Raw genomic sequence first — 23,886 nt, forward strand, 5'->3', positions numbered from 1 at the left:
ATGTATTTATTTGATCTGAAGAGCCAAATAATACTGCGCACCAAGCGGCAACCATCCGAGAAATTTCTCAAGCGGAGCAAGAAATCTAAGTGAGCCAGGGAAGAAGAGAGTGTATTTAGAAGAGCGACTCCCAAACCCAGCTTTCTTGGCCAGTTCTAAGAAGTTGGCTTGACCAATCATTGTGGCATCTTGGTCAAAAATGCAGCGTTTAAAGACAATGCGAGTTAGCGGGTTAATTGGGTTGTGCTCAAAGATTACAACAGTGCCGCCCGGATTCAAAGCTGTCTTAAGTCTGCCCAGCCATAGGAGCTGCTCACCTGGATTAATGTGATGAAATACATTGGATGTAAATATCAGATCAAACTTCTTGACGCGAGCCTCGTTCCAATCATTCGTGAACTTCGCCTGGGGAACGCTTGACCGCGCGATATTCAATGAATCTTCTGAAACGTCAAATCCAATGATTTCCGATTGTGGGAATTCTTTCGCTAGATGAAGTGAGCATTGTCCGATGCCGCATCCAAAATCTAACACCCGTGCAGGTGGGGTGTCGGCTATGCGTCTGGCTAGTTTGACTTTGTAAGTCGAAAAATACTCAATGGTTTTAAATCCAACGGGGATAGACCTCTCTAGGTCATCAGAGTAAGATCTGGCATGCTTGTCAAAATCCATGTTGCTAGTCCCCGCTCGACTTTGTAAATCCGGCAATTTCCCGAATGACGTACTGAGGCTTCTTGTTGGAGCTCAAGTAAAGGCGGCCAATATATTCTCCAATTAGTCCTAAAAATAGTATTTGCACGCCTGAAACGGCTAGGATGATGGCTACGATGGAGGTCCAGCCTGGTTGAACTGATGGGTTGGACAGTTTTTCCATGACCACATAAATCAATGTTAATAAACTCAGCAGGCCAAGTCCAACTCCCATCATGATGGCCAAGCGCAGTGGTGCGACCGAAAATCCCGTCGCCATTTTCAAGAGTAGCGAGATAGAGCGTTTGAAGTTATAGTTTCCTTCGCCGGCAAAACGTTCATGGTGAACTGCATCAATGACTGCAATTCGATTGGTACTGCGTAAAATTAATCCGTCAATGTAGGGATATGGTCCCTCGTATTGTACTATGGCATTAAGAATGTGCTTTCGAAATGCTTTGAACGAAGATAGGTACAGCTTTCTTGGCTTATCTACCAAATGGCTTGCTAGCAGGTTGTTGAAATTGCTTCCAGCTACCTTCCATCCTGGGTGTTGTCGTTTTTCAAAGCGAACGAAACAAACGTCAGCTTCCTTTAATGTATCAATCAACTTGCCGATGTACGTTGGGGAGTGCTGCAAATCGTCATCCATTAAAACGATATTATCGCCACTGGCCAATCGAAGTCCCGCCATAATCGCATTGTGCTGTCCAAAGTTTTTCGCCAAGTTTACTGCTTTAAGGTTGGCATGCAAGTTGGTCAGGGATTGCAGTACCTCCCAGCTGCCATCTGGACTCGCGTCATTGACCAAGATCAGCTCTGACTGATTTCTGAGACCAATTCTTTCAAGTTCGGTGTTCAATTGCTCCAACAGTTCTGGCAATATATCTTTGCTGTTATAGACGGGTATGACGATTGAGCACTTCATGATCTATTTTGCGATGTTATTGCTTGACACAGGTCATCACTATGCCTGTGTAAGGAATTCTTAAAGGGCTTTCTTCAATCAGTACCCGCGAAACTTTGAATTGATTCTCTGCTATTTTGAAGTAGGCGTCATCTGTTCGCACAGCTTGCCCCCTGTCTTTGCTTACAATGTATTTGGCTGCCAGTGATTGATTTTTTGTGTATACAGGATCTAGCGTCAAAAGCATTCCACCGGGAGTTAGCGCATCGTATGCAGTTTCAAACAGTTCTTGTGCAGTGGCGTCGTCTAAATGATGGAGTATGCCAATTGCCAATACGATTTCGAAACTACCATGTCTCGAGATGGAGTTCTTGTTTACGTCTTCGCAGATGAATTTGGCATCCCTGTTTGTGAAGCGCTTATTTGCGGAGTTGATGTAATCCTGATTTCGATCAAATCCAAAATATTGAACTTGAGGTGGAAGGTATGTCAGGATTTCTCCGGTGCCGCAACCGATGTCCAGTATCCGTGTGGCCTTCGAGCACAGCGGAATAATATGCTTCTCAATTACGCGTCTACGCCATTGATATGCGCCAACCGCATGTTGAAATGAATCATAGAATTTTGATAATGCAAGGAGATGACGAATGCCATTCCTTATTTCAGACTCATGACGATTAGTGTGCATGCGCTGTGCTTAGGTGCTTTTTTTAAAAATGTAATGCCGCATAAGAATATACATCACTACAACATATGTTGTTATCGATATGGTCTGTGCGATTGCATCGTGCATGCGGTCTTTTATGAGTAGCAGCACAAGGATATTTAGGCCGTATGCGAGTGCAAAAGAGAGTGCATACCGTTTGATTTGTATTTGGGTATTGTTGCGCTTCTTGAAAACAAAAAACTTTGCTAACGTAAAGCTGAACAGCATCCCAATTGAAAATCCGATTATATTGCTAATGACAGGGTTTGCATTCAATGCCGTCAATAGGGCGATGGTGCCAAGGCCAGTAGCGGCGTTGACCATGCCAGCACCAAAATAGCGGAGCAGATATCCCTTTTCGGAGCCGGTTTGGCTTGCTTCTATCATGGTTTTTTTGAATAGTATTTTCTTAGGGTGTCTTCGAGATAGCTATCTTTAAATGTCAGACCAATTTCCCTGTAAATTTCTTTGGTGTGATCCAGTGGGATATCGTAAAAACTACCGCCCTCAATATAATTGACGCGGGCGCTTTTACCTTTTATTTTTTCCAGCATTCTGACGATGTCCAGAATCTTTGTCGGGCATGGATTGCAAACGTTGGCGATAATGTTTTTATTTTTATGGTTCTTGATATAGTGGATGACCGTTCGGGTTGCATCTTCTACATCAATGATGTTGCGTTCTGCCTTGGACCAAATATTGATTGGAGAGCTGCTTTCAATGCTGTTGCTGAGGAAGTTTAGCAGCGTGGTGGTGTTTTTGCTATTGCCGGCGAGCTGTGGCAAGCGGAAAATATGGGAGTTTTTCCGCTGCAGAATCATAAGCTCAATTTTTTGCTTGTGTTTGATATATGCAGAGTGTTTTAGAGTGGGGTCGTAAACGCTGCAAGTGCTGAAGTAAGCGAACGACTCATTTAAGCTCAATCCCTCAAATGTATCTTTCAATAAATTCAGTTCCCGCGCAAATTCTGCTTCATCTGTGCATGATGAATTGGAGACGCCTGAGGCAAAAATACAGATGCCCTGCAATTTATTTATATGTTTCTCAAATGACGACGCGAGCAGTCCTGTCCCAATGATCATGCCGTCTTTCATTGTATGCTCCATTGATTCAAACTATTTTTTTCTTTGCCTGTTAATATAGTCTTTACGTCTTCCCAAAAGTAGTTCGCAAGGTGGACGCCGTTTTGGCTGGTGGTGCCGGTGATGATGTTTTTTTTTCATGCTATTGATCCCACCCCCTTCCCCAACTGATAGCGCCGGTCTTTAACTTAGGTGACTCTGTCGAAAATAACCTGTAGGAGTTGATTCGAGCTTTGGTTCCAGCTAAGCCAAGGCATGTTGTCTGACTTGGGTTGCTTATGTTCCTGATAAAGAGTTAACCAATTGCTAATGAATTGTGTCAATTGTTCTGAGGTGATTGCATTGAAATAAAACGCATGCTTGCCCGCGACCTCCCGAAACACAGGGATATCTCTTGCAATGATCGGCAGGTTGTGCTGGGCTGCTTCAATTAGAGGTAGGCCAAACCCTTCGCCGTAGGATCCAGCAATGAGGCAGGTGCTTGATACATAGACATGTTCCAAATATTCGTCGCTAATGCCCTCAAGCCAGATCAGACGTCTCTCTCGTTCGTTGTGACTGCGCAGCTTTTCCGCAAGTGGTTCGACCATCCATCCTTGTTTTCCGACGATCACAAGATTCACGTCGACGCCGCTTTGCCAAAGAAGCTCGAATGCACCAAGCGCTTGGGCGTGGCCCTTGCGTGGTTCCAGCGTTCCGACCATCAGGAAGCTGGGGCGCTGCTTGATGGTTGCAAGAACATGATCTGCATCTGAGGGCAGACCTCGACTCGGCGCAGAGCCGCTGAAGTCAGCGCCTAGCGGGTTCGAGGTCAGTTGGAATGAACGAAGGCGTTTCCATGTCTTGGCCCTCATCCAGTCCTGAAGCTCTAAGGCAACCGCTTTCGAGATGCAGATGGCGCCATCGCTTTCACCTACAACCTGCAACCAGTCGGATAAGACCTCTGCCGCGCCGGGTTGGAAGTGTTGGGACTGAAGAATGCAGAGCAGATCGTAAACATGGAATTTGACGGTTACGCCTTGGGCGCGCAGATGTTGGTAGAAGCTGGCCTGTGCCGCTTGCACTTGGGGCTGAAAATCCAACACAAAAAAGATATCGCCAGGCGAGAAGTCGATCACTTCGTCGGCTAACCCTGCACTTGGTATGCTGAGAAAGGTGGTTGTGTACTGCCTTGCATATCGATAAGGTTCTGAGGCTGTGGCATAGACCGGTTCCACTCGCCAGCCGGCCGGCGGGTTAAGCAACCAGTGCTTCAATATGCTGCGCACCACACGCTGGATGCCAGTTTTGGCGTCACGCTGCACAAGCTCTGAGATGTCAACCAGCAAGCTCTTCCCTGCTCGCGCGGGTGGAAACGTGGTTGCCATTGAGTACGCAAGTTGCTCTAGCTCGCATTCAGGCATAGGTGCAGTCGGAATAGCGCTGATCGCGGTTATCAGGTTTTTCAGCGTACCTTGGTTTTTGTAGAAGCCTTCGATAGCAACTTTATATTGCTGGGCACAGCGAATGGGGTCATGGTTCTCGAGAATGACGCTTCTTGCTTTTGTGCCGATCTGCTTACGCCTGCCTCGATCACGCCACAAGGTTTCCAAAGCATCAATGAGTGCTTGGTCGTCAAACTCATCAGGAAGTTTCCAAACAGCGTCATCGTCCAAATCTGCCATACTGCCGTTTGCGTTGACTATAGTAGCCAAGCCATAATTCATGCAGTCGAGTGCGGCAGCTGACGTTTCGCCTCGTGAAAACGATCGGAGTTGTACGCCAAGATCCGCTGCATTGAGGTATTTTTGAAATGTCTCTTTTTCAACCCAGCCGGTGATATCAACAGATGAGCCGTTCGGGTGTCGTTTGATCAAGGCAAGAAGTTCGGTTCCATAGTCATCAGCGTGGTTTTCGCCAACAAAGACGAGATGGCAGGTGGCTAACTTTGCAAGGGAGGAATCTAACCAGGCTTGCAATAAACGATGATTGAGCTTGCTTGGGCCAAGAATACCGAACGAACAGACAAGAAAGTCGTTGTCTGAAAAACCTAAGGCATTGCGCGCCGCAGAAGCCTTATTTGAACGTTCTTGAACACGCAGCAGCGGAATCACTGAGTACGCCTGTACATCGTGACCATACCAGCGCTGAGCCAATTGAATAGAATTTTCTGAATGAACGATCGTTCCAATGCCACTTTCGATGACATCTCGGCTGCAGGGATATTCCCAGATGACGTCCGTCTCATTGGTGGCGTGAGCACGGTCCAGTAGAGCGGCATACCCGTGTGACCGATACAGCTGCTCCGTAAAGCAACCTGGAGAGCGACCCGTGGCATCCATATGGTGGAGTATCCCGGACAGGTAAAAGTCATGAAGTACCACGACACCTGGGGCGGCGCTTAGCAGCCCAAACATATGCTGGTGAAATGCAGAGTTGCCGAAATGGTAGAGAACACGGTCGAAGCGTTTGCTGTTTTCCGCGAACCACTGCAACGACCGAATTGGGCAATTCGCCTTGATCCACGCGTCAGTGACGCTGTCCTGAGCAACCACCACTTCAATCTCGTAGTGTTGCGCCAATGCGGGTAGCAGCTCAGTGCTGTAGTCGGAAATGCCGGATCGTTCGGGAGGAAGGGGCGACACGTAGGCGAGCCGGAGCCGATTTGGCGGCGCAGCTTTGGACGCCCGCTGAGCAGTCCTGTCGATGACCAATCTTTCCATCGCATCAATTGCGCGTCGAGCGGTCATGTCCCACGAAAACTTGACTGACTGCATTTGTCCATGAGCAATCAACTGCGCACGAAACGCCGCGTCTGTGAGAGCGCGTTCTACCGCACGCGTGATTGCCTCATCAGAATGGGGGTCAAATAGTGCATCAGCCCACCCAACGACCTCGGGCAAACTGGATGTGTCTGCTGCGATCACAGGAGCGCCGCAACGCATTGCCTCCAGAGCAGGCAGACCGAAACCTTCGTGCCAAGATGGAAAAACGAACAGTGTACAAAGGTTGTAGAGGGCAAGAAGGTCATCTTCAGGGACGAATCCGGTGAGCACCATTTCATCTTTACCTAACCCCACTTGCGCAGCCAGTCGTTCCAATAGTTGCTTTCTTCCTGGCTGCATGGAGCAAACGATGGCCAACTGATGGGCGTTGCGCAGTACGGTTGGCAACTTCGAAAATGCGCGAATAAGACCTTCGATGTTCTTCCGATGATCGATGCCGCCGGTGTACATCAGAAAGGGGCGGTGCAAACCATACTGTTGCCGAAGTGTTTTTTCTGATTCAGCTGAAATTTCGATCCGCTGAAAGGTAGCATCGGCATCGGTAGAGATATTGACCGATCGATCATGCGGTAAACCGAGGTGGTCGATGCCTTCCCTTCGGGATGATTCCGAGATGGTCAGCCAGAGATCGGCACGGCGCAGATGCTCTATTTTTCCCAAATACCAAGCCTCGACTGCCGGATCTTCAAGATAGGGTTTGCGATGAATGTAGGGAATCAGATCAAAGAGTGTCACGGCCGTCGGGTGCGTCCGTGACAGTGCACCAACGCTGGATACGGCATCATCCCCAAGGCCTTCGAACAGGCTGCATATATGTACCACGTCCGGCCTGAGACTGGTGAGAAATGCCTCCCTCACCAATTCCGCCGAGTGCCGGCGCCAATCGTTGGTCGTGTTGATGCCGGCAACGGGTGCAACGGCATTCCAGACGCGGATATTTTCTTGCGGCAGTAGGTTGTTGAACGCAGCGCGGATAGGTTCTATGGTATCGGGGAAGAGACCATTTAACGCAATCAGGACCTCATGTTCACCCCGTTTGCGCACCATCGCCAAGGCCAGGGACAGCGAATAACGACCAATACCTCGCAGTCGATTTTCCGCTTGCACCGCCTGAAGGTCGATGACGATGCGCATCAGCCATTCTCCTTCCGGTGGTGCTCTATGGCGTCTTTGAGATTGATGTAGATCTGGCGGGTACGTGGCGATAAGTGATCTTCAGTCATTGCCATGAAATCAGAACGCGGCGGAGTTTGTGCATTTAAGTCCGGCGCAATATTGCTTTCTGGTTGACCCTGTAAGCGGAAATACAGTTCTCGCATACTGGGGTACAAACCCAACCGGCGTACTCCTTTCACTAGGCGCATGCGCAACTGGGGCCGTGCATTGATGGCGACTATTTGCCGCAGAAGAATCTTCTTCAACAGAGCGCGAAAACGCGAGCGACAGCCATATGTGGCCAGCAACTTTCTCTGCAAGCTGAGCCAACGCAGCGGCGCTGTGATCTGCCATGAGGTGCTGCTGAGCAAGGCATGTATCCGCTGTTCGGATGCCACTGCCAGGCTTTGATACTGCTGCAGCGTCGATTCAAAACCGGTGATAAGGTCACGTGTTTGCTGTGATGCATCCATGGCCTGTTGCGCGATGGATAAGGCGTTGTCGGCGGAGGCTGTGGCCTGTTGTGCAGGTGCCACGAAAGCCTTAAGCTCGGTTTGCACTGCGTTCAAGCCCGCTCTGATGTGTTGGCCGAGGTTCTTTTGTGTCTGTATTGCTTCTTCAATCACCTGCATCCAGACATCTTGCGGATTGTTTGGAGACGGGCGCGAGTCGCCATCGTCAACGCCTTTCAGCAGCGTCTGATGCATGAGATGGAAGGACCATTCGGTCAACGGACGGTGCCATAGGGCCGTGGCCCACGCCTGGTACCTTGCCGGCAGTCGCAGGGGGGTTATGGCGATGGTGCGCAGCGGATCCGGGTCATCGATTTCACCGGTGATGACTTCTCGGACGAAGATAAAGAATGCAAAAAATGGATTGGCAGGCCAGACGCAGTCCTGTGCAACAGGAGAGATCGAACCGTAGTCGATGAGATGCACAGCGCCATCTTCGGCGACAAGAATATTCCAGGTCCGCACATCGTTGTGAAACAAACCAACCGCTTCGAGCGAAGCGAGTTGATCGAGCACGAAGAGCAACAATGCATGGGTGTCGAGAGCAACATTTTCACGGAGCAAGTCAAGCAAAAGTCGACCTGGTAGCCGCTGCATCGCGACCCAGGCTTCTGTTTCGTTGTTGTCGCAAACAATGAGATTTGGGGCGGAAAATCCAATCGGTGGATTCCGCAAAAAAGTCATCTCGTTGGTGAAATGATCTCGATTGACGTCACCCAATATGTGATCAAATCGATACAATTTGACAACTTGATCTTCCCCAAAAAAATACCGCCGACTTGATTGATAGAGTCCATGAGCCAATGTGTGGGGATCCATTGTCCAGCTATGAAACCGGTAGGCTTGGCCACTCAGTATCCAGTACTTATCGCTCGCTACAAGTAGCGGTCGAACGATGTTTGCCAAGTGGGTGCTGTGCCGAGCCACTTCGTGGATAAAAGGAATGGAATCCAACAATGAGCGTGGGTCCTTTGGTTGCGCGGGGCCCCAGTAGAGAGGTTCTTCGCGCAAGGCCAGCTCCAGCACAAGCGCTCCACATTGAGCGGCAGCGCGACCCAGCAAAGCCTGGACGACCGCGACACCCTTTTCATGCACGATGTGATGGAAGACGCTTAACCCCAGCACGAGGTCGTATTGACCAGGCTCCAAGCGAGTGATGACATCTTCAATCCGGCCAGTTTCAAAGCTGACTTGTAGAGCCGCATTCTCCCTGGCGAGAGCACAGCAAACAGATATGTTTTTGTCAAGATAGTCGACCCCGTGAACGGTTGCACCGCGCTCGGCCAAGTTGAGGCTGAAATAGGCTTGAGCACAACCAAGGTCCAGCACCCTAAGCGGTCTGCCAAGCAAGCGCTGTATCGCATCGTGGATGCGTGCAATGTGTTCGAGCCGATCCTGGCTGGTGCGGGATACATGGCGAGACAGTTCTGGATGCCCATAAATGGGCTGATAGACCTCAGGTAGGTCTGCAACAAGGGAGTTAATCATGCGTAGTGCTTTGCTGTGGGATGTCCAACCTTTGAAACGAGGCGCGGAGATCCACAATGCCCCAGAACTGCAAAGTCCGACCCACATGGAGCAGGACTGAGTCATAGCGGCGGTCCAAGGGGGTCAGGTCGTGCAGTGGGTCGCCAGAAGAAATTCCGAACGATGCAAGGTAATGCCCTTCGTTGAGGTTGAGGGGCAGCGAAAATCGAAATACCTTGATTTCCCCGGCGCGAGCTGAAATGCGCTCTTTTCCATGTGATGACACAAAGGAGTTGGTGCCGTAGAGAAAAATGCCTTCCAATGTCTTGATTAGAAAACCTGGAACGACATTGTCGAAATTGGCATCGAATCGCACCTTGAAAACGAAGTCGGTATTGGCATTGGCCTCGATGCGGGAGGGGTATTTTTCACCATCTGCAACCACGAGGTAGTCGAGGATGACTGCTCCACCCTGACCCCAGCGATGTTCTTGTGGATGGTACCCAGAGCGGGTGTGAAACTCTTCAGCCGCACCATGAAAAAATTGCTGCTCTTCGGTGGCATTGGCTAGACTGGGTTCATCTTGAGTTTTCCTTCGCTTACCGAACAATTCGTCCATATAGCGGTTAGAAACTGCCCTCGATGAACCGTCCATGATCATCTGGCCATTTTTGAGCAAAATCGCCCGGGCACAATGTTTCACCACGTCTGCAGTGCTGTGAGTAACCAGAAGAAGCGTGGTGCCTCGTTCCTTGAACTCATTGATGCGCTGAAAGCACTTGGCCTGGAAATAGGCGTCACCGACCGAAAGTGCTTCGTCTACGATCAGGATGTCAGGGCGGATGGCGGTGGCCACGCTAAAAGCCAGGCGCACCTGCATGCCGCTGCTGTAAACGCGCACAGGCTCGTCAATGTAATCACCGATTTCGGCAAAGGCTTCGATTTCGGGAAGCAACCTTTGAATGTCTTCGACGGCATGGCCAAGTAGTTGCCCGGCCATCATGACGTTTTGACGCCCTGTGAAGTCAGGATGGAAGCCCATGCCGAGCTCCAGCATGGCAGCGACACGGCCCGTCATGTGCACACTGCCCGTGGTGGGCTGAGTGGTGCCCGTGATCATTTTGAGCAGGGTGCTTTTGCCAGCCCCATTCACGCCCATGATTCCCACGGTCTCGCCTGGTTGAATGTTGAAGCTGATGTCCTGCAAAATCCATTTCAGGGTGTGGCGCTGCGGATAAAACGGGACAAGCCATTCGGCCAAGCGTGCCCAGCGTGATGGGTATTGCTTGTAGGCCTTGCCCAGGTGAGAAACAGAGATGGTGCCCATGGTGTGTAACTGCCGATTCGTCTTCAGAGTTCATCCACCATTTCGCCAGATCGCAGGCGAAACAGACGCAGGCCAAAGATGCAGAGGAAGGCCGTCAGCGCCGCCACGGGCCAGAGGCTGGTCCAGTGTGGCCACTGACCATGCACGAGAACTCCCTGGCAGGCCACCATGACGCTGGCCATGGGATTGAACTTCATAAGGTACTGCACCTGTTCGGGCAGGATGGCCACCGGGTAGACGATGGGGGTGAACCAGAACCAAAACGAGAGGAAAATGCCGAAGAACTGCCCCACATCGCGGAAGAAGACGTTTAGCACGCCGAGGGTGATGCCGATGCCGATGGCGAACAGCACCAGCAGCAGCAGCAGCGGGATCAGCGCCAGAAAGGCCCAGCCCGGGAAGTTGCCGGACAGCAGCAGGAAGAGGGTGAAGAGGCCGAAGACGATGCCGAAGTTGAGCACCGCGTTGCTGACCACCGTGACCGGCAGGCACAGGCGGGGAAAGCTCAGTTTCTTCAGTAGGTTGGCATGTTCGAGGAACATGCCAGTGGCCCGCGTCGTGATTTCGGAAAATAGGCCCCAGATCAGGATGCCGGTGCACAGGTAGATGCTGAAGGCGTAGTCACCCTCGACTCCTGGAAGCCGTGTCTTCATGAGCTGGGAGAAGATGACCGTGTAGACGAAGATCATCGACAGGGGGTTGATGATGTTCCACGCCGCGCCCAGCAGGGAATTGCGGTATTTGGTCTGGAACTCGCGTTTGACGCTGCCGAGGATGAAGCCCCGGTAAGCCCACAGGGCCCGGATCATGTCCATCAGATTCGCCCGTAGGTGTCGGCGAGCCGAACGATGTCGTCTTCGCCCAGGTAGTCACCGCATTGCACCTCGATCATCACCAGTTCGTCGCGCCCCGTGTTGGTCAGGCGGTGTTTTTCCTGCAATGGAATGTGGCGGTATTCACCCGGGCGCGTGGGGTATTCGGCATCGCCGATCTGGACGATGCCCCGGCCACGCACGACCACCCAGTGTTCGGCGCGCTGGTGGTGGTATTGCAGGCTCAGGCTTTGCCCCGGCTTGATGGTGATGCGCTTGACCTTGTAACCGTCTTCTTCTTTCAGCGTCGAGTAGGTGCCCCAGGGCCGGTGCACTTCTGGCGGCAGCAGGGTACTCTGGTGCTGCGGACTGTTGACGTGGCGTTCTTTGAGCGCGTCGACGATCCGTTTGACGCTTTGTGCTTCCTGTTTGCTCGCGATCAGGAGTGCGTCGGGAGTGTCCACCACCACCAAGTCTTTGACGCCCAACGTTGCCACCACTTTGTGGCAATGGCTATCGATGTGGACGTGTGTGCCAGTGGTGTTCACGGCCACCCAGTCGGTGTTGTCGGCCGCGCCCAGCGTGTTGCCGCTGGCGTCGGGTGTGTGGGCCTGGGCGACGGCGGGCCAGGCGCCAACGTCGCTCCAGCCAAAGCGCGCGGGAACCAGCACCACATTGGTGGCGCGTTCCATGACCGCGTAGTCGATGCTGATGTCGGGCTGTTTGCCGAAAGCGTGTCCGTCGAAGCGTGTGACCAGCGGTGCCGCGGCCTGCTCGGCCAGGGGCAGGGGCTTGGTGGTGGACTGCAACATGGCCTGCTGGGCTGCGGCAAGGACATCGGGTGCGTGTAGCGCCAGAGCCGCCAGCAAGGTGCCTGCCGTGAAGCAGAACATGCCGCTGTTCCAGTAGAAACGACCTGTGGCGAGGTACTCCTGGGCCGTGAGTAAGTCGGGCTTTTCGACGAATTTGAGTACCGGTTGCACCTCCCGTCCAACCTTGGCGACTTCGATGTAGCCAAAACCGGTTTCCGGGCCGGTGGGATGAATGCCGAACACCACCAGCTGGCCATTCTGTGCTTGGCGGATTGCCTCCAAGGCGTTGGCCACGAAGGTTTCGGTGTCGGGAATCAGGTGGTCTGCCGGAAGCACAAGCATCACGGCGTCGTCACCCGCAGTGGATTGACAGCTGAGCGCTGCCAACGCGATGGCCGGTGCGGTGTTCCGGCCCTTGGGTTCCAGGAGGTAGTGCGCTTTTGGGGGGGCCACCATTTCGGCCAACAGACCCTGCGTCAGGAACAGGTGGTCCTGGTTGGTCACGATCAAGAGATCATCCGTCCCGCAGGCTTGGCCACGGGTAATCGCTTGCTCCAGCAGCGCGCTGCCCCCGAGCTTCATGAAGGGTTTGGGATGGGCCTGTCGAGAAACAGGCCACAAGCGTGTGCCGGCCCCGCCGGAAAGAACAACAGAAAACAGTTTCATGGAGCGTGTCAGGCGAAAACCTCGGCCTGCCTGAAGGCGGCGCCGGCCTGGTCTTTCGCAGAGAGAAGGGGGGGCGTGCCGGTGTGCCAGTCGATGTCCAGATCAGCGTCGTTCCAGACGATGCAGCGCTCGTGCGCCGGTGCGTAGTAGTCGGTGGTCTTGTAGAGGAACTCGGCGGTGTCGCTGAGCACCACGAAACCGTGGGCAAAGCCCGGCGGCACCCAGAGCTGGTGCTTGTTGTCGGCGCTCAGCAGCGCACCGACCCACTTGCCAAACGTCGGCGAGGAGCGGCGGATGTCCACGGCCACGTCGAACACCTCGCCCTGTGCCGCCCGGACCAGCTTGCCTTGTGCCTGCTGGACCTGGTAGTGCAGCCCGCGAAGCACACCTTTGCTCGATTTGGAGTGGTTGTCCTGCACAAACTCGACCGCATGGCCGACGGCCTCTTCGAACCGGGCCTGGTTGAAGCTTTCGTAGAAGAAGCCACGGTCGTCGCCGAACACCTTGGGTTCGAACAGGATGACTTCGGGGATGGCCAGGGGGGTTGCTTTCATGGCGTTCAGCGCAGGTCGTCTTTGATGATTTGTTGCAGGTACTGCCCGTAGCCGTTCTTGGCGAGGGGCTTGATCAGCCGCTGCACCTGCTCGATGTCGATCCAGCGGCTGCGGTAGGCGATCTCTTCGGGGCAGGCCACCTTGAGGCCCTGGCGTTTCTCCAGTGTGGCAATGAACTGGCCGGCTTCGAGCAGGCTGTCGTGGGTGCCGGTATCCAGCCAGGCGTAGCCTCGGCCCATGACTTCGACGTGCAGTTGATTGGCGTCGAGGTAGAGGCGGTTCAGGTCGGTGATCTCCAGCTCGCCGCGCGGCGAAGGCTTGAGGTTCTTGGCCATGTCCACGACCTGGTTGTCGTAGAAGTAGAGCCCGGTCACGGCGTAGTTGCTCTTGGGCTGGAGTGGCTTTTCTTCCAGGCTGAGCACCTTGCCACTGGGGTCAAACTCGGCCACGCCGTAGCGGTGCGGGTCGTTGACGTGGTACGCAAACACGGTGGCACCGTCGGGGCGAACCGTGGCGTTGCCGAGCAGGGCAGCGAAGTCGTGACCGTAGAAAATGTTGTCGCCCAGCACCAGCGAGGAAGGGCTGTTGCCGAGGAAGTCTTCACCAATGATGAAGGCCTGTGCCAGACCGTCAGGACTGGGTTGCACAGCGTATTGCAGGTTCAGGCCCCACTGGCTGCCGTCGCCCAGCAGTTCGGTGAAGCGCGGAGTGTCTTGCGGCGTGGAAATGATCAGGATGTCACGGATGCCCGCGAGCATCAGCGTGCTCAGCGGGTAGTAGATCATCGGCTTGTCGTACACCGGCATGAGCTGCTTGCTCACGGCCTGGGTGACAGGGTACAGACGGGTGCCCGAACCGCCGGCGAGGATGATGCCTTTTCTGTGCATGGCGTTCATAAGATCTGTTGCAGGATGTGGTCAAGGCCTTGCTGCCAGTGCGGCAGTTGCAGGCCGAAGGTGTCGCGGAAATGCGTGGTGTCCAGACAGGAGTTCAGCGGCCTGCGGGCCGTTGTGGGGTATTGGCCCGTTCCAATGGGGAGGATGTCGTTTGGTGTGAGACGAAGTGAGCGTCCTGTGCGCTGGGCGTAGCCGATCACGAAACGCGCGTAGTCGCACCAGTTGGTCTCACCGCCCGCTGTCACGTGATAGAGCCCAAACGGAAAGCTCGCCTCTCCAACGGTCTGCAGCCGACGCACCAGATGCGCCGACACGTCGGCAATCAGCGCGGCCGATGTGGGTGCGCCATGCTGGTCATTCACCACGTTGAGCTGCTCGCGTTCGGTCGCCAGCCGCAGCATGGTTTTGGCAAAGTTGCTCCCGTGCGCACCAACCACCCAACTGGTGCGCAGAATCAGGTGATGGGGCGTGGCCTGCGCCAGGGCGCGCTCGCCTTGGAGCTTGCTGCGACCATAGGCGCTCAAGGGAGCTGTCGCGTCATCCTCCGTGTACTTGCCCACCTTCTGACCGTCGAACACATAGTCGGTCGAAAAGTGAATCACCGCAGCGCCCAGCTTTTTCGCCTCTTCGCCCAATACCGCCGGCGCCAGGGCGTTGACCGCCATGGCCTGGGCTGGGTCGCTTTCGGCCCGGTCTACCGCCGTGTAGGCAGCGGGATTGACAATGAGCTGCGGCTTGACCCGACGAACCAGCGCGCGCAAGGCCTGCGCGTCGGCCAGATCACAGTCACCCGAATCCACCGCATGCACCTGCCCCAGAGGGGCCAGGGCGCGTTGCAACTCAAAACCGACCTGCCCGTTCTTGCCGGTCAGGAGGATGTTCATGCAGTCGCCCCGTACTGCTGGCCGATCCAGTGGCGGTAGTCGCCGCTCTGCACGTGGGCGACCCAGTCAGGGTGGTCCAGGTACCACTGCACCGTTTTGCGGATGCCGCTCTCGAAGGTTTCGGCCGGCTTCCAGCCGAGTTCACGGTGGATCTTGCTGGCGTCGATGGCGTAGCGGCGGTCGTGGCCCGGACGGTCTTTCACGTAGGTGATCTGGCTCGTGTAGGGCAGGCCATCCGCACGCGGGCGCATTTCACCGAGCAGGGCGCACACCGTCTTCACAATCTCGATGTTGGGCTTTTCGTTCCAGCCGCCGACGTTGTAGGTTTCACCGACCTGGCCGGCTTCCAGCACGCGACGGATCGCGCTGCAGTGGTCCTTGACGTAGAGCCAGTCACGCACCTGCATGCCGTCTCCATAGACCGGCAGCGCCTTGCCCGCCAGGGCGTTGACGATCATCAGCGGGATCAGCTTCTCGGGAAAATGGTAGGGCCCGTAGTTGTTCGAGCAATTGGTGGTGAGCACCGGCATGCCGTAGGTGTGGTGGTAGGCCCGCACCAGGTGGTCGCTGGCAGCCTTCGTGGCCGAGTAGGGGCTGTTGGGCGTGTAAGGCGTGGTTTCGGTGAACGGCGCGTCCTGGGGGCCCAAGGTGCCGTAGACCTCGTCGGTCGACACGTGCAAGAAACGGAATCCGTCCTTTTCGGCGCCTTCCAGCGAACCCCAGTGGGCGCGCACGGCTTCGAGCAGGTGGAAGGTCCCGACCACATTGGTCTGGATGAAATCCTCCGGGCCGTGGATCGATCGATCCACATGGCTCTCGGCCGCGAAATTCACCACCGCACGCGGGCGGTGCTCGGCCAGCAGGCGATCCAGGAGGCCACGGTCGCCAATGTCGCCCTGGACAAAAATGTGCTGGGGATTGCCCTGCAGGCTGGCGAGGTTTTCCGGGTTGCCGGCGTAGGTGAGCTTGTCCAGGTTCACCACCGCCTCCTCGGATTGCTCCACCCAGTCCAGCACAAAATTTGCGCCAATAAAGCCTGCGGCACCCGTGACCAGAATCATTTTCGCTCCTGCGTTGTGTCTTGCGTTTGCTGATTGAGCCGCCGCCCCCATTTCAGGTCGGCAAGCGGTGGGGGGTCAAATCTGTTGACCGGTGTTTGTGGAACGCGCTGCAGGCAGACGACCCAGGTGTTTGAGGAAGTAGCGTGCCATGCTGGCGGCATGCCAACTCATGTACCGTGGGTTGTGCCGGCTGGCCCGTTGGGCTTCGTGCACCACGGTGACCCCGGGATCGCACATCACTTTCCAGCCTGATTTCCACAGGCGGGCGCAGATGTCCACATCCTCGTAATAAAGATGGAATTTAGCATCAAAGCCTCCCACATCCCGAAAAGCCTCTGAGCGAAACAGCAGGAACATGCCCGCGACCCACTCCACCGGCTGGGGCGCGAGGGTCTTGCTGGGTTGCAGGTGGTAACGGCCGTCGTCCCCGCCGAGCAACTTGCGTCCCAGGTTCCAGGGGGTCGGGAAACGCCGGGCATTGTCTTCCGGGAGGCCCGCAGGACAAAGCACCAAAGGCGCCACCAGGCCCACGCGCGGGTCCTGCATGGCCGCCAGCAAGCCAGGGAACGGGTTGGACAACAGGCGGATGTCGGGATTCGCCACGCAGAAAAAGGACTGGTCGCAACCCTGAAAGGCCTGGTTGTGGTTGCCGGCGAAGCCCAGAGGCGACGGATTCTGCAAGTGTCGGACCGACAGGCTGTTCGGCAGCGCCAGACCGGTGTCGGGGACGTTCTCGGTCACCACCAGCTCGGTGACCTCGTGCGTCCGTTCCAGATCGCGCAGGAAGTGGTTGGCCAGCGACGCCTGGCCATGGCTCACCAGGGACAGACGCATGCTCACAGTCTCCTCAGCACGCGGTAGAGCAGGCGCTGCAGCGGCGGCACGGGCAGGTCAAGGTGCGATGCCAACCACAAGATGAACCGTTGGCGAGCCGTCAGCTCGGTTCGGAAGCGTTCCAGAAACGCCGCCGCCTGCCGCGCATTCAGGCGAAAGATGTCGCCATGCCGATCGTCAAACAGGCGGTGAATGATGCTCTTGAACACCACGGGTTGGTCCTGGGCCTTGGCGCCAATGGCGTTGCTGGCGTGCTGGCGGTAGTCGATCAGCGGGGTGTCCAGGTAGGTGCGGCAGCCCAGGGAGCTGGCGACGAGCGACAACCACCAGTCGTGCATGATGGCGTCGGGAGGCACCGGCAAGCCCTTTTCCAGCAGGGCGCGGTTCATCAGGCTGGTGCAGCCGGTGAGCGTGTTGCTCAGCAGCTGCGCGGCAAAGCCGCTGCGCTGGGTCTGCAGGCCCTGGTAGCGCGCCATGGACGGCGCAATCTCGCGACCGTCTTCGGCGATCACGCGCAGATCGCTGTGGACCAGCGCCGGTTGGCCAGGGTGTGCCTGTTCCAGGCGCCGGATCTCGGCCACGGCGGTGGCGAGCTTGTCGCTGTGCCACAGATCGTCCTGGTCTGACAGGGCCACGTAGCAGGGCTGGCCTGTCCACGGGGTGGGTGCCTCAAACGCCAGCGCTGCGTGCATCAGCCGCGAAAAATTGCCGCTCGCCCCGAGGTTTCCCTGTGCGTCCTCGATCAGGTGCACTTGGTCCGGCCAACGTTGCTGGTGTGCACGCAGCAGATCGATCGATGCGTCGGTGGAGCCGTCGTCGCGGCACATCAGGAACACCTGCACACCGGTCTGGTTCATCACGGACTCGATCTGCTGGGCGAGAAACCGGGCCCCGTTGTAAACCGGCAGCAAGACCAGCACGACGCAGGCGTGGGAGGGCGTCGGGGTGGCGACAGGGTTGTTCATCATGTTTTTTGGGGCGTGATCGGCCGGCTCAGATGCGGTTCATCGCCAGTCCGAGCCACAGCGAGGCGCGCCCCGACAGTGTCTGACGCCACAGCCCACTGCGTCGGCCCGCCTGTATCCGGCCGAGGGCGCCCGGTTGCCGGCGCATCGCCTGGAAGTTGCGCAGCAGGCGCAGCGCTTCGGGCTTCAGCGCGGGTGCCAGGTCGTTCATGGCGGCTTCGGTCTGGTCGCCCCAGGTTCGGTACTGGCCTCGAAACAGCTTGCCGATGCGCTGAACCTTGTCCCAGGAGCGCCCTTGCGATCCGATCAGGTTGTCGGCGTGTTGCCGGTACAGCAGGCAGGGTTCTGGATCGAAGCTCATCAACCCGCCGCACCCCGTCACGGCCTGGTAGGCGCACCAGTCGTGTAAGACCGCATGCCCGGGTTGGATGAGCCGCAGCAGCCGCAGCAGCGCAGCGTTGAACACCATGGTGTTTCCGCTGGCCACGTTCTGAAGCAAGGCATTGCCAAAACCGAGTCGGCGCAACGGTTGTCGGCTGATGCCCGTCGGCTGGAGGTGTTCATTCACCAGTCGGGTGCGCGCCGCGTACAGCGCGGCCTGGCCGTGCGCCGGTTGGAGCGTGTGCAGGGTGGCCACCGCGCGGGTCAGCTTGTCGGCCATCCAGACGTCGTCCTGGTCGCTGAAGGCGAACAGGTCGTCATCGCTTTCTGGCTGCACCGTATTCAGCAGGTGAAAGAAGTTGGCGGTGGAGTGGCGCCTGGGACCCTGGATCACCCTGATCGAATGCTCAGGGTGCTGTGCGGCGAAGGCCTCGCACAGGGCCACGGTGTCGTCTTTGGACCCGTCGTCGCTGATGGTCAGACTCCAGTTCGGGTGCGTCTGGTTGGCGATGGACGCCAGTTGTTCGCTGATGTAGCGCGCGCCCTGGTAGCTGGCCAGCAGCACATGGACCCGGGGCGTGGGTCCCGCTGGCGTCGGCGCTCGCTGGGTCATTCGGCGGCGCGGCGCAGGCCCAGCACTTCGTTCAGGATGGCCGTGAAACGTTGACCGAAGGTGGCGGTGGCGCACTGCTGTTGAAAGACCAAGTGGCCATTGGCGGCGATCTTGTGGCGCAGGGCCTCGTCGTTCTTCAAACGCAGGATGGCGTCGGCCAGCGCTTGCGGGTCGGCCGGATTCACCAGCAGCACGCTCTCTTCGTGCTGGAGCAGTTCCTGCACCGGCGCGTTGCGGCTGGTGATCAGCGGTTTGCCCACGCCGATGGCCTCGACCACCTTGTTGGTCAACACCAGCTGGGCGCGGGCGTTGTCGCCAAAGATGCCCAGGCACACATCGGCGCGGGCCATCAGCTCGGCCAGTTTCGCGTAGGGCACGGGCGAGAGGAAGTTGACGTGGGGCAGACCGAGCTCGCGCGCCAGCTGCATGTCTTCGTCGTAGGTGAGCCCTTTGCCGACGATCTGGAACGTCACCCCGTGCGGCTCCAGCAATTTGGCGGCCCTGAGGATGTGGCGCACACCGTGGAAGGGGATGTACTCACCGTGGAAGTGCACGAGGAATTCGCCGTCGGCGGGACGCGTCGGGCCGGGTTTGATGACGCTGTCGTCCACCGCCAGAAAGAGACGCCGGAACTTGCTGGTTTCGGTGTGGATCGTGCGGCCGAAGTGTGCAATCACATGGTGGCTGTCGAGGATGGACAGCTTGGACACCTTGTACGACAGCCAGTCGCTCAGGCCGTAGCCGCGTGCCTTAAGCGAACCCGGTGCGGCTTTTTCACGGTCGAACACCATGGTGTCGTAAGTCGTGATGTACATGTCGAACAGGATGGGCTTCCAGGTCAGCAGGCGCACCAGCGGTGCCAGCAACTGACCATAAAAACCGACCACCACCGCGTCGCAGCGGGGCGCGTTCAGCAAGGTCTTTAGCAGCAGGCCGGGGTAGTGCTTGAAGGCCTTGTCGGGCGGCAGGCATTCCACCACGTCAAAGCCGTTTTGGCGCAAGGCGTTGAGCACGATGCGGGTGCGCGAATAGGCGGCCTCCCGTCCAGCGACGTACAGAATCTTCATGAATCGCTGCGGTCAATAACGGACATGGGCCTTCAGCATCAGGCTGGACGTGTTCTTGACGTCCTGGAGCTGGGTGCCGTAGGTGGCGGTGAACTGCAGGTTCTTGGCCACGCTCAAGGCGGCCTGCAGCCCCAGCTGGGTGCGTTCGATCTTGGCCAGCGGGAAGATTTCGCGCTGAACCACGCCGGGCGAGCCGGATTCCTGCATGGACACTGTCACCGTGTCCCGAGACAGGCTGGACACGTGGTGCAGGCTGCCGCCGAACTGCAGTTGTTTGCGGCCACCCAGCGCAATGGGATCGGCCTGCACATCTACGCCCACACCACTCAACCACTCGTTGACCCGGTTGGAGCTGAACATCACGTCGGTGGTGTACAGCGTGGAGGTCAGGGATGGGTCCAGGGTGTGTGACTGGCTGGTCAGCGACATCCATGGGGTCACGTTGAACATGCCGCTGCGCATCGGGTAGCGCAGCTTGTTCTCGAACGACCAGGTGTTGCCTTTGCTGTTGTTGTTCAGCGTGCGCTGCACCATGTCGTCCTGGGCGTTGCCGCTGAAATTCAGGTCGAGGTGGGACAGCTGGCTGCTCAGCAGCCACCCAGACACCGGTTTGTTCCAGTACAGCGAGACGGCGTCGGAGGTGAACTGTTTGGAATTGCGCAGTGCGGTGGTGGACAGGTACCTGGCCTGGTCCTGCTGGAACACGGCGACGCCGACCCGGCTGCTGTTGGCGTTGTGGTCGGAGCCGACATTCATGTCCAGGGCCAGGCCGCTGGGGGCTGATGCATTCCCTTGCTGGGTGTTGGCGAAGGGCTGGAACACCTTGCTGTTGCGGGGGGTGAAGCTGAAGGGTTGCGGGCCTTGCATGCCCAGAGGTACCAGACGGAAGCCAGGCTTGAGCGCCTTCTGCTCAGCCATGCCCAGCACCAGCGTGCCGTTGTCGATGTCCTGGTTGATGCGCCCCGCGGCGTCGGCACCGGCACTGACGCTGTTGGCCCAGTCCCAGCCCCGGGTGAGGTAGTGTTGGTAGACGCGGGTGATGATGTCCTGGCCCCGGTTGCCAAAGTGCGTGGCATCGTTGAACAGCGCATCGATGGCCGAACGCGATGGATCGGCCGTCGACACATTGGTGAAGCCGTACTTCGCCGGGTCGGTGAAGATGCGCTGGAACACGGTGTACATGTCCACGGCGATCACGTTGGGCGTGGCATTCGCGACCGAGGCGATGTAGTTGTTCCAGCCGATCACCTGCTTGGATGCCAGTGACGAGACGCCTGGGGCGCGACCCCAGTCATGGAGCTGCGTCACGAACAGGCGGCGGTTGTCGTTGGCCGCGCCGGCGGCGATCAGGCGGTTGACACCGTCCGAGTAGCCCTTCTTGGCGTTGGTCAGGTTGTTGTCCGGGCTGCCGTTGCGGCCCATGTCGTTGTGACCCAGGTAGACCACCGTCAGGTCACCGTCGGCGATGCCCGTGCCCCGGCTTTCCCAGTTGCTGATCTGTCGATCAAAGGCCCGGGCCTCGCCGTAGCTGGCGCGGGCGCCGCCGATGGCGTAGATGTCGGACTTGGTGACCGTGCCGCGTGCCTGCATCTGGGTGGCCCAGTTGATGGTGCCCGCCGAGCTGGTGAAGTTGGGGTCGGAGTAGCTGTCGCCGAACACCCGCATGGTGTTGACCTTGACTTCACCCAGCGCGCTGCCACCACTGCTGCTGTAGGGGTTGGCCACGCTGGGGGCCGAGCCTCCGGAGCTGGCGCAACCGGCGATCAGCGCGCTGACAGCCAGGCCGATCAATGAGAGTGACGGGGTGGGTTTCATGGCGTTCCTCGGCTCGGAAGATGGATGGGTTGATCAGTCGCTGCCGAACAGGTCGCGCGTGTAGACCTTGTCCTGCACATCGGCCAGGGTGGGCGTCAGGCGGTTGGTGATGATGACGTCGGACTCATTCTTGAACGCGTCCAGGTCGTTCACCACCGGCGAGTGGAAAAATTCCGCCTCATGAAGGGCCGGTTCGTAAATGATGACCCGCACACCCTTGGCCTTGATCCGCTTCATGATCCCCTGGATGCTGGACGAGCGGAAATTGTCCGAGCCCGCCTTCATGATCAGGCGGTACACCCCCACGGTTTTCGGGTTCTTGCGCAGGATGCTCTCGGCGATGAAGTCCTTGCGCGTGGTGTTGGACTGCACGATGGCCTGGATCAGGTTTTGCGGCACTTCCCGGTAGTTGGCCAGCATCTGCTTGGTGTCTTTGGGCAGGCAGTAGCCGCCGTACCCGAACGAGGGGTTGTTGTAGTGCGAGCCAATGCGTGGGTCCAGGCCCACGCCCTGGATGATCTGGCGCGAGTCGAGGTTGTGCGCCGCCGCGTAGGTGTCCAGCTCGTTGAAGTAGGCCACCCGCATCGCCAGGTAGGTGTTGGAAAACAGCTTGACCGCTTCGGCTTCGGTGGAGTCCACGAACAGCACGTCGATGTCCTGCTTGCGTGCGCCTTCTTTCAGCAAACCGGCAAACACCTCGGCGCGTTCGGAGCGTTCGCCCACGATGATGCGCGAAGGGTACAGGTTGTCGTGCAAGGCCTTGCCCTCGCGCAGGAACTCGGGCGAAAACAACAGGTTCTGGCAGCCTGTCTGCGCCTTGATCTTGGCGGTGTAGCCCACCGGCACGGTGGACTTGATCACCATCACCGCGTCCGGGTTGATGCGCATGACGTCGTGGATCACCGCCTCCACCGAACGGGTGTTGAAGTAGTTGGTTTCGGCGTCGTAGTCGGTGGGCGTGGCGATGATGACGAAGCTCGCGCCTTCGTAGGCGTCGTGCTTGTCCAACGTGGCCCTCAGGTTCAAGGGCTGGTTCGCCAGGAATTCCTCGATGTCGGTGTCGCCGATGGGGCTCTTGCGTGCGTTGATGAGCGCCACTTTTTCAGGGACGATGTCCAGCGCCACCACCTCGTGGTGCTGGGACAACAGCACAGCGTTGGACAGACCGACGTAGCCGGTGCCTGCAACCGCAATTTTCATGAAAAGCCTTCGATGGATGGAACTCGCGGGCGTCTGCGCGGGCGGGTTCAGATGTGGGTTCGCTGTCGGCCCTGGCGCGAGCACCCGGTGTGTTCCACGAACCGTGAGCGTCGGGTGCAGCGCTACCAAAAACCCGCCAATTTTGCCACAAGGCCCCCCGCCGGCCATTGCTCGCCGATCAGTTGAGGACCCCCAGCGCGAAAGGCAGGCTGACCATGCCGAGCAGGGTGGACAGGGTGACCAGGCCCGCGACATAGGGCCCGTTGTAGCCCATGCGGGCGGCCAGCACGTAGCAGCTGGAGGCGGTGGGCACGGCGGAAAACATGAGCAACACCGTGGTTTGCGTCGGGTCCAGGTGGAACAGGCGGGCCATTCCCAAGGCCATGAGCGGCATGCCCAGGTGCTTCGCCCCCAGCACCAGCACCCCCAGGGTCTTGGCCTGGGCCAGGGTGCCGAGCTGCATGCCAGCACCCGCCGCCATGAGCCCCAGCGCCAGCGAGGCCTGTCCGATGCGGTTGACCGTGGGCTCCAGCCAGACAGGTATTGAAAACCCCAGCAGGTTGGCGATCAGGCCGCTGGCGGTGCCGATGATCAGCGGGTTGCGCAGCAGCTCGCGGGCGAAACCCTTGTTGGCGTGGCGGGCCATGGGCCAGACCGCACCCACGTTGAACAGCGGCACGCACACGCCGATCAGCACCGCGATCATCAGCAGGCC

At 57.4% G+C, this 23,886-nt stretch carries 21 protein-coding genes; all 21 read right to left on the reverse strand.

Annotated features, from left to right (window positions below):
- Nucleotides 1–6: 6 nt before the first annotated feature.
- Nucleotides 7–672, reverse strand: coding sequence for a trans-aconitate 2-methyltransferase (locus tag IV088_RS10290; RefSeq protein ID WP_291101468.1), 666 nt, complete (start codon nucleotides 670–672; stop codon nucleotides 7–9).
- A 4-nt stretch (nucleotides 673–676) separates the two neighbouring features.
- The gene (locus IV088_RS10295; RefSeq protein WP_291101471.1) at nucleotides 677–1,618 is read right to left on the reverse strand and encodes a glycosyltransferase family 2 protein; all 942 of its coding nucleotides are present in this window, start codon (nucleotides 1,616–1,618) and stop codon (nucleotides 677–679) included.
- A gap of 16 nt (nucleotides 1,619–1,634) precedes the next feature.
- Entirely contained in the window at nucleotides 1,635–2,285 is a 651-nt protein-coding gene (locus IV088_RS10300) for a class I SAM-dependent methyltransferase (RefSeq protein WP_291101473.1), read from the reverse strand.
- Between the two features lie 9 nt (nucleotides 2,286–2,294).
- Nucleotides 2,295–2,690, reverse strand: a complete 396-nt coding sequence (locus tag IV088_RS10305) for a GtrA family protein (RefSeq protein WP_291101476.1) — start codon at nucleotides 2,688–2,690, stop codon at nucleotides 2,295–2,297.
- Nucleotides 2,687–3,397 carry a hypothetical protein gene (locus tag IV088_RS10310; RefSeq protein ID WP_291101479.1) on the reverse strand — a complete coding sequence of 237 codons (711 nt, stop codon included), beginning with the start codon at nucleotides 3,395–3,397 and terminating at the stop codon, nucleotides 2,687–2,689. The genes IV088_RS10305 and IV088_RS10310 overlap by 4 nt, the downstream gene beginning before the upstream one ends.
- 176 nt (nucleotides 3,398–3,573) lie before the next feature.
- The gene (locus IV088_RS10315; protein WP_291101482.1) at nucleotides 3,574–7,284 is read right to left on the reverse strand and encodes a glycosyltransferase; all 3,711 of its coding nucleotides are present in this window, start codon (nucleotides 7,282–7,284) and stop codon (nucleotides 3,574–3,576) included.
- Nucleotides 7,284–9,305 (reverse strand): methyltransferase domain-containing protein, encoded by a 2,022-nt coding sequence (locus IV088_RS10320; RefSeq protein WP_291101485.1) that lies wholly within the window; start codon nucleotides 9,303–9,305, stop codon nucleotides 7,284–7,286. Before IV088_RS10320 ends, IV088_RS10315 begins: the two co-directional genes overlap by 1 nt.
- Nucleotides 9,298–10,611 carry an ABC transporter ATP-binding protein gene (locus IV088_RS10325; protein ID WP_291101488.1) on the reverse strand — a complete coding sequence of 438 codons (1,314 nt, stop codon included), beginning with the start codon at nucleotides 10,609–10,611 and terminating at the stop codon, nucleotides 9,298–9,300. Before IV088_RS10325 ends, IV088_RS10320 begins: the two co-directional genes overlap by 8 nt.
- Nucleotides 10,612–10,634: 23 nt before the next feature.
- Entirely contained in the window at nucleotides 10,635–11,426 is a 792-nt protein-coding gene (locus IV088_RS10330; RefSeq protein WP_291101491.1) for an ABC transporter permease, read from the reverse strand.
- A complete protein-coding gene (locus IV088_RS10335; protein ID WP_291101494.1) occupies nucleotides 11,426–12,901 on the reverse strand; it encodes a mannose-1-phosphate guanylyltransferase/mannose-6-phosphate isomerase in 1,476 nt (491 codons plus the stop codon). Before IV088_RS10335 ends, IV088_RS10330 begins: the two co-directional genes overlap by 1 nt.
- A gap of 8 nt (nucleotides 12,902–12,909) precedes the next feature.
- Nucleotides 12,910–13,455, reverse strand: coding sequence for a dTDP-4-dehydrorhamnose 3,5-epimerase (gene rfbC, locus IV088_RS10340; RefSeq protein WP_291101497.1), 546 nt, complete (start codon nucleotides 13,453–13,455; stop codon nucleotides 12,910–12,912).
- 5 nt (nucleotides 13,456–13,460) lie between these two features.
- Nucleotides 13,461–14,342, reverse strand: a complete 882-nt coding sequence (rfbA, locus tag IV088_RS10345; RefSeq protein ID WP_291101532.1) for a glucose-1-phosphate thymidylyltransferase RfbA — start codon at nucleotides 14,340–14,342, stop codon at nucleotides 13,461–13,463.
- Nucleotides 14,343–14,347: 5 nt separating this feature from the next.
- Entirely contained in the window at nucleotides 14,348–15,235 is an 888-nt protein-coding gene (gene rfbD, locus IV088_RS10350) for a dTDP-4-dehydrorhamnose reductase (RefSeq protein WP_291101500.1), read from the reverse strand.
- Nucleotides 15,232–16,296 (reverse strand): dTDP-glucose 4,6-dehydratase, encoded by a 1,065-nt coding sequence (rfbB, locus tag IV088_RS10355; protein ID WP_291101503.1) that lies wholly within the window; start codon nucleotides 16,294–16,296, stop codon nucleotides 15,232–15,234. Before rfbB ends, rfbD begins: the two co-directional genes overlap by 4 nt.
- 75 nt (nucleotides 16,297–16,371) lie before the next feature.
- Complete coding sequence (locus IV088_RS10360) at nucleotides 16,372–17,130, reverse strand: glycosyltransferase family 2 protein (protein WP_291101505.1); 759 nt, start codon at nucleotides 17,128–17,130, stop codon at nucleotides 16,372–16,374.
- A gap of 2 nt (nucleotides 17,131–17,132) precedes the next feature.
- Nucleotides 17,133–18,095: a glycosyltransferase family 2 protein gene (locus IV088_RS10365; RefSeq protein WP_291101508.1), complete on the reverse strand. Its 963-nt coding sequence runs from the start codon at nucleotides 18,093–18,095 to the stop codon at nucleotides 17,133–17,135.
- A 28-nt stretch (nucleotides 18,096–18,123) separates the two neighbouring features.
- The gene (locus tag IV088_RS10370; protein ID WP_291101510.1) at nucleotides 18,124–19,089 is read right to left on the reverse strand and encodes a glycosyltransferase family 2 protein; all 966 of its coding nucleotides are present in this window, start codon (nucleotides 19,087–19,089) and stop codon (nucleotides 18,124–18,126) included.
- The gene (locus IV088_RS10375) at nucleotides 19,086–20,156 is read right to left on the reverse strand and encodes a glycosyltransferase (protein WP_291101513.1); all 1,071 of its coding nucleotides are present in this window, start codon (nucleotides 20,154–20,156) and stop codon (nucleotides 19,086–19,088) included. Before IV088_RS10375 ends, IV088_RS10370 begins: the two co-directional genes overlap by 4 nt.
- Nucleotides 20,157–20,168: 12 nt before the next feature.
- Nucleotides 20,169–21,971, reverse strand: coding sequence for an SGNH/GDSL hydrolase family protein (locus IV088_RS10380; RefSeq protein ID WP_291101516.1), 1,803 nt, complete (start codon nucleotides 21,969–21,971; stop codon nucleotides 20,169–20,171).
- A 33-nt stretch (nucleotides 21,972–22,004) separates the two neighbouring features.
- The gene (locus IV088_RS10385) at nucleotides 22,005–23,171 is read right to left on the reverse strand and encodes a nucleotide sugar dehydrogenase (protein ID WP_291101519.1); all 1,167 of its coding nucleotides are present in this window, start codon (nucleotides 23,169–23,171) and stop codon (nucleotides 22,005–22,007) included.
- Between the two features lie 178 nt (nucleotides 23,172–23,349).
- On the reverse strand, nucleotides 23,350–23,886 hold a 537-nt coding region (locus IV088_RS10390; RefSeq protein WP_291101522.1), incomplete at its 5' end, for an AEC family transporter.

The organism is Hydrogenophaga sp. (genome assembly GCF_018780075.1).
Lineage (GTDB): Bacteria > Pseudomonadota > Gammaproteobacteria > Burkholderiales > Burkholderiaceae_C > Hydrogenophaga.

What these genes read in the sequence shown, in the direction of transcription:
- IV088_RS10290 (WP_291101468.1), bottom strand. Translation starts at nt 672, where the DNA reads ATGGATTTTGACAAGCATGCCAGATCTTACTCTGATGACCTAGAGAGG.
- IV088_RS10295 (WP_291101471.1), bottom strand. Translation starts at nt 1,618, where the DNA reads ATGAAGTGCTCAATCGTCATACCCGTCTATAACAGCAAAGATATATTG.
- IV088_RS10300 (WP_291101473.1), bottom strand. Translation starts at nt 2,285, where the DNA reads ATGCACACTAATCGTCATGAGTCTGAAATAAGGAATGGCATTCGTCAT.
- IV088_RS10305 (WP_291101476.1), bottom strand. Translation starts at nt 2,690, where the DNA reads ATGATAGAAGCAAGCCAAACCGGCTCCGAAAAGGGATATCTGCTCCGC.
- IV088_RS10310 (WP_291101479.1), bottom strand. Translation starts at nt 3,397, where the DNA reads ATGAAAGACGGCATGATCATTGGGACAGGACTGCTCGCGTCGTCATTT.
- IV088_RS10315 (WP_291101482.1), bottom strand. Translation starts at nt 7,284, where the DNA reads ATGCGCATCGTCATCGACCTTCAGGCGGTGCAAGCGGAAAATCGACTG.
- IV088_RS10320 (WP_291101485.1), bottom strand. Translation starts at nt 9,305, where the DNA reads ATGATTAACTCCCTTGTTGCAGACCTACCTGAGGTCTATCAGCCCATT.
- IV088_RS10325 (WP_291101488.1), bottom strand. Translation starts at nt 10,611, where the DNA reads ATGGGCACCATCTCTGTTTCTCACCTGGGCAAGGCCTACAAGCAATAC.
- IV088_RS10330 (WP_291101491.1), bottom strand. Translation starts at nt 11,426, where the DNA reads ATGGACATGATCCGGGCCCTGTGGGCTTACCGGGGCTTCATCCTCGGC.
- IV088_RS10335 (WP_291101494.1), bottom strand. Translation starts at nt 12,901, where the DNA reads ATGAAACTGTTTTCTGTTGTTCTTTCCGGCGGGGCCGGCACACGCTTG.
- rfbC (WP_291101497.1), bottom strand. Translation starts at nt 13,455, where the DNA reads ATGAAAGCAACCCCCCTGGCCATCCCCGAAGTCATCCTGTTCGAACCC.
- rfbA (WP_291101532.1), bottom strand. Translation starts at nt 14,342, where the DNA reads ATGCACAGAAAAGGCATCATCCTCGCCGGCGGTTCGGGCACCCGTCTG.
- rfbD (WP_291101500.1), bottom strand. Translation starts at nt 15,235, where the DNA reads ATGAACATCCTCCTGACCGGCAAGAACGGGCAGGTCGGTTTTGAGTTG.
- rfbB (WP_291101503.1), bottom strand. Translation starts at nt 16,296, where the DNA reads ATGATTCTGGTCACGGGTGCCGCAGGCTTTATTGGCGCAAATTTTGTG.
- IV088_RS10360 (WP_291101505.1), bottom strand. Translation starts at nt 17,130, where the DNA reads ATGCGTCTGTCCCTGGTGAGCCATGGCCAGGCGTCGCTGGCCAACCAC.
- IV088_RS10365 (WP_291101508.1), bottom strand. Translation starts at nt 18,095, where the DNA reads ATGAACAACCCTGTCGCCACCCCGACGCCCTCCCACGCCTGCGTCGTG.
- IV088_RS10370 (WP_291101510.1), bottom strand. Translation starts at nt 19,089, where the DNA reads ATGACCCAGCGAGCGCCGACGCCAGCGGGACCCACGCCCCGGGTCCAT.
- IV088_RS10375 (WP_291101513.1), bottom strand. Translation starts at nt 20,156, where the DNA reads ATGAAGATTCTGTACGTCGCTGGACGGGAGGCCGCCTATTCGCGCACC.
- IV088_RS10380 (WP_291101516.1), bottom strand. Translation starts at nt 21,971, where the DNA reads ATGAAACCCACCCCGTCACTCTCATTGATCGGCCTGGCTGTCAGCGCG.
- IV088_RS10385 (WP_291101519.1), bottom strand. Translation starts at nt 23,171, where the DNA reads ATGAAAATTGCGGTTGCAGGCACCGGCTACGTCGGTCTGTCCAACGCT.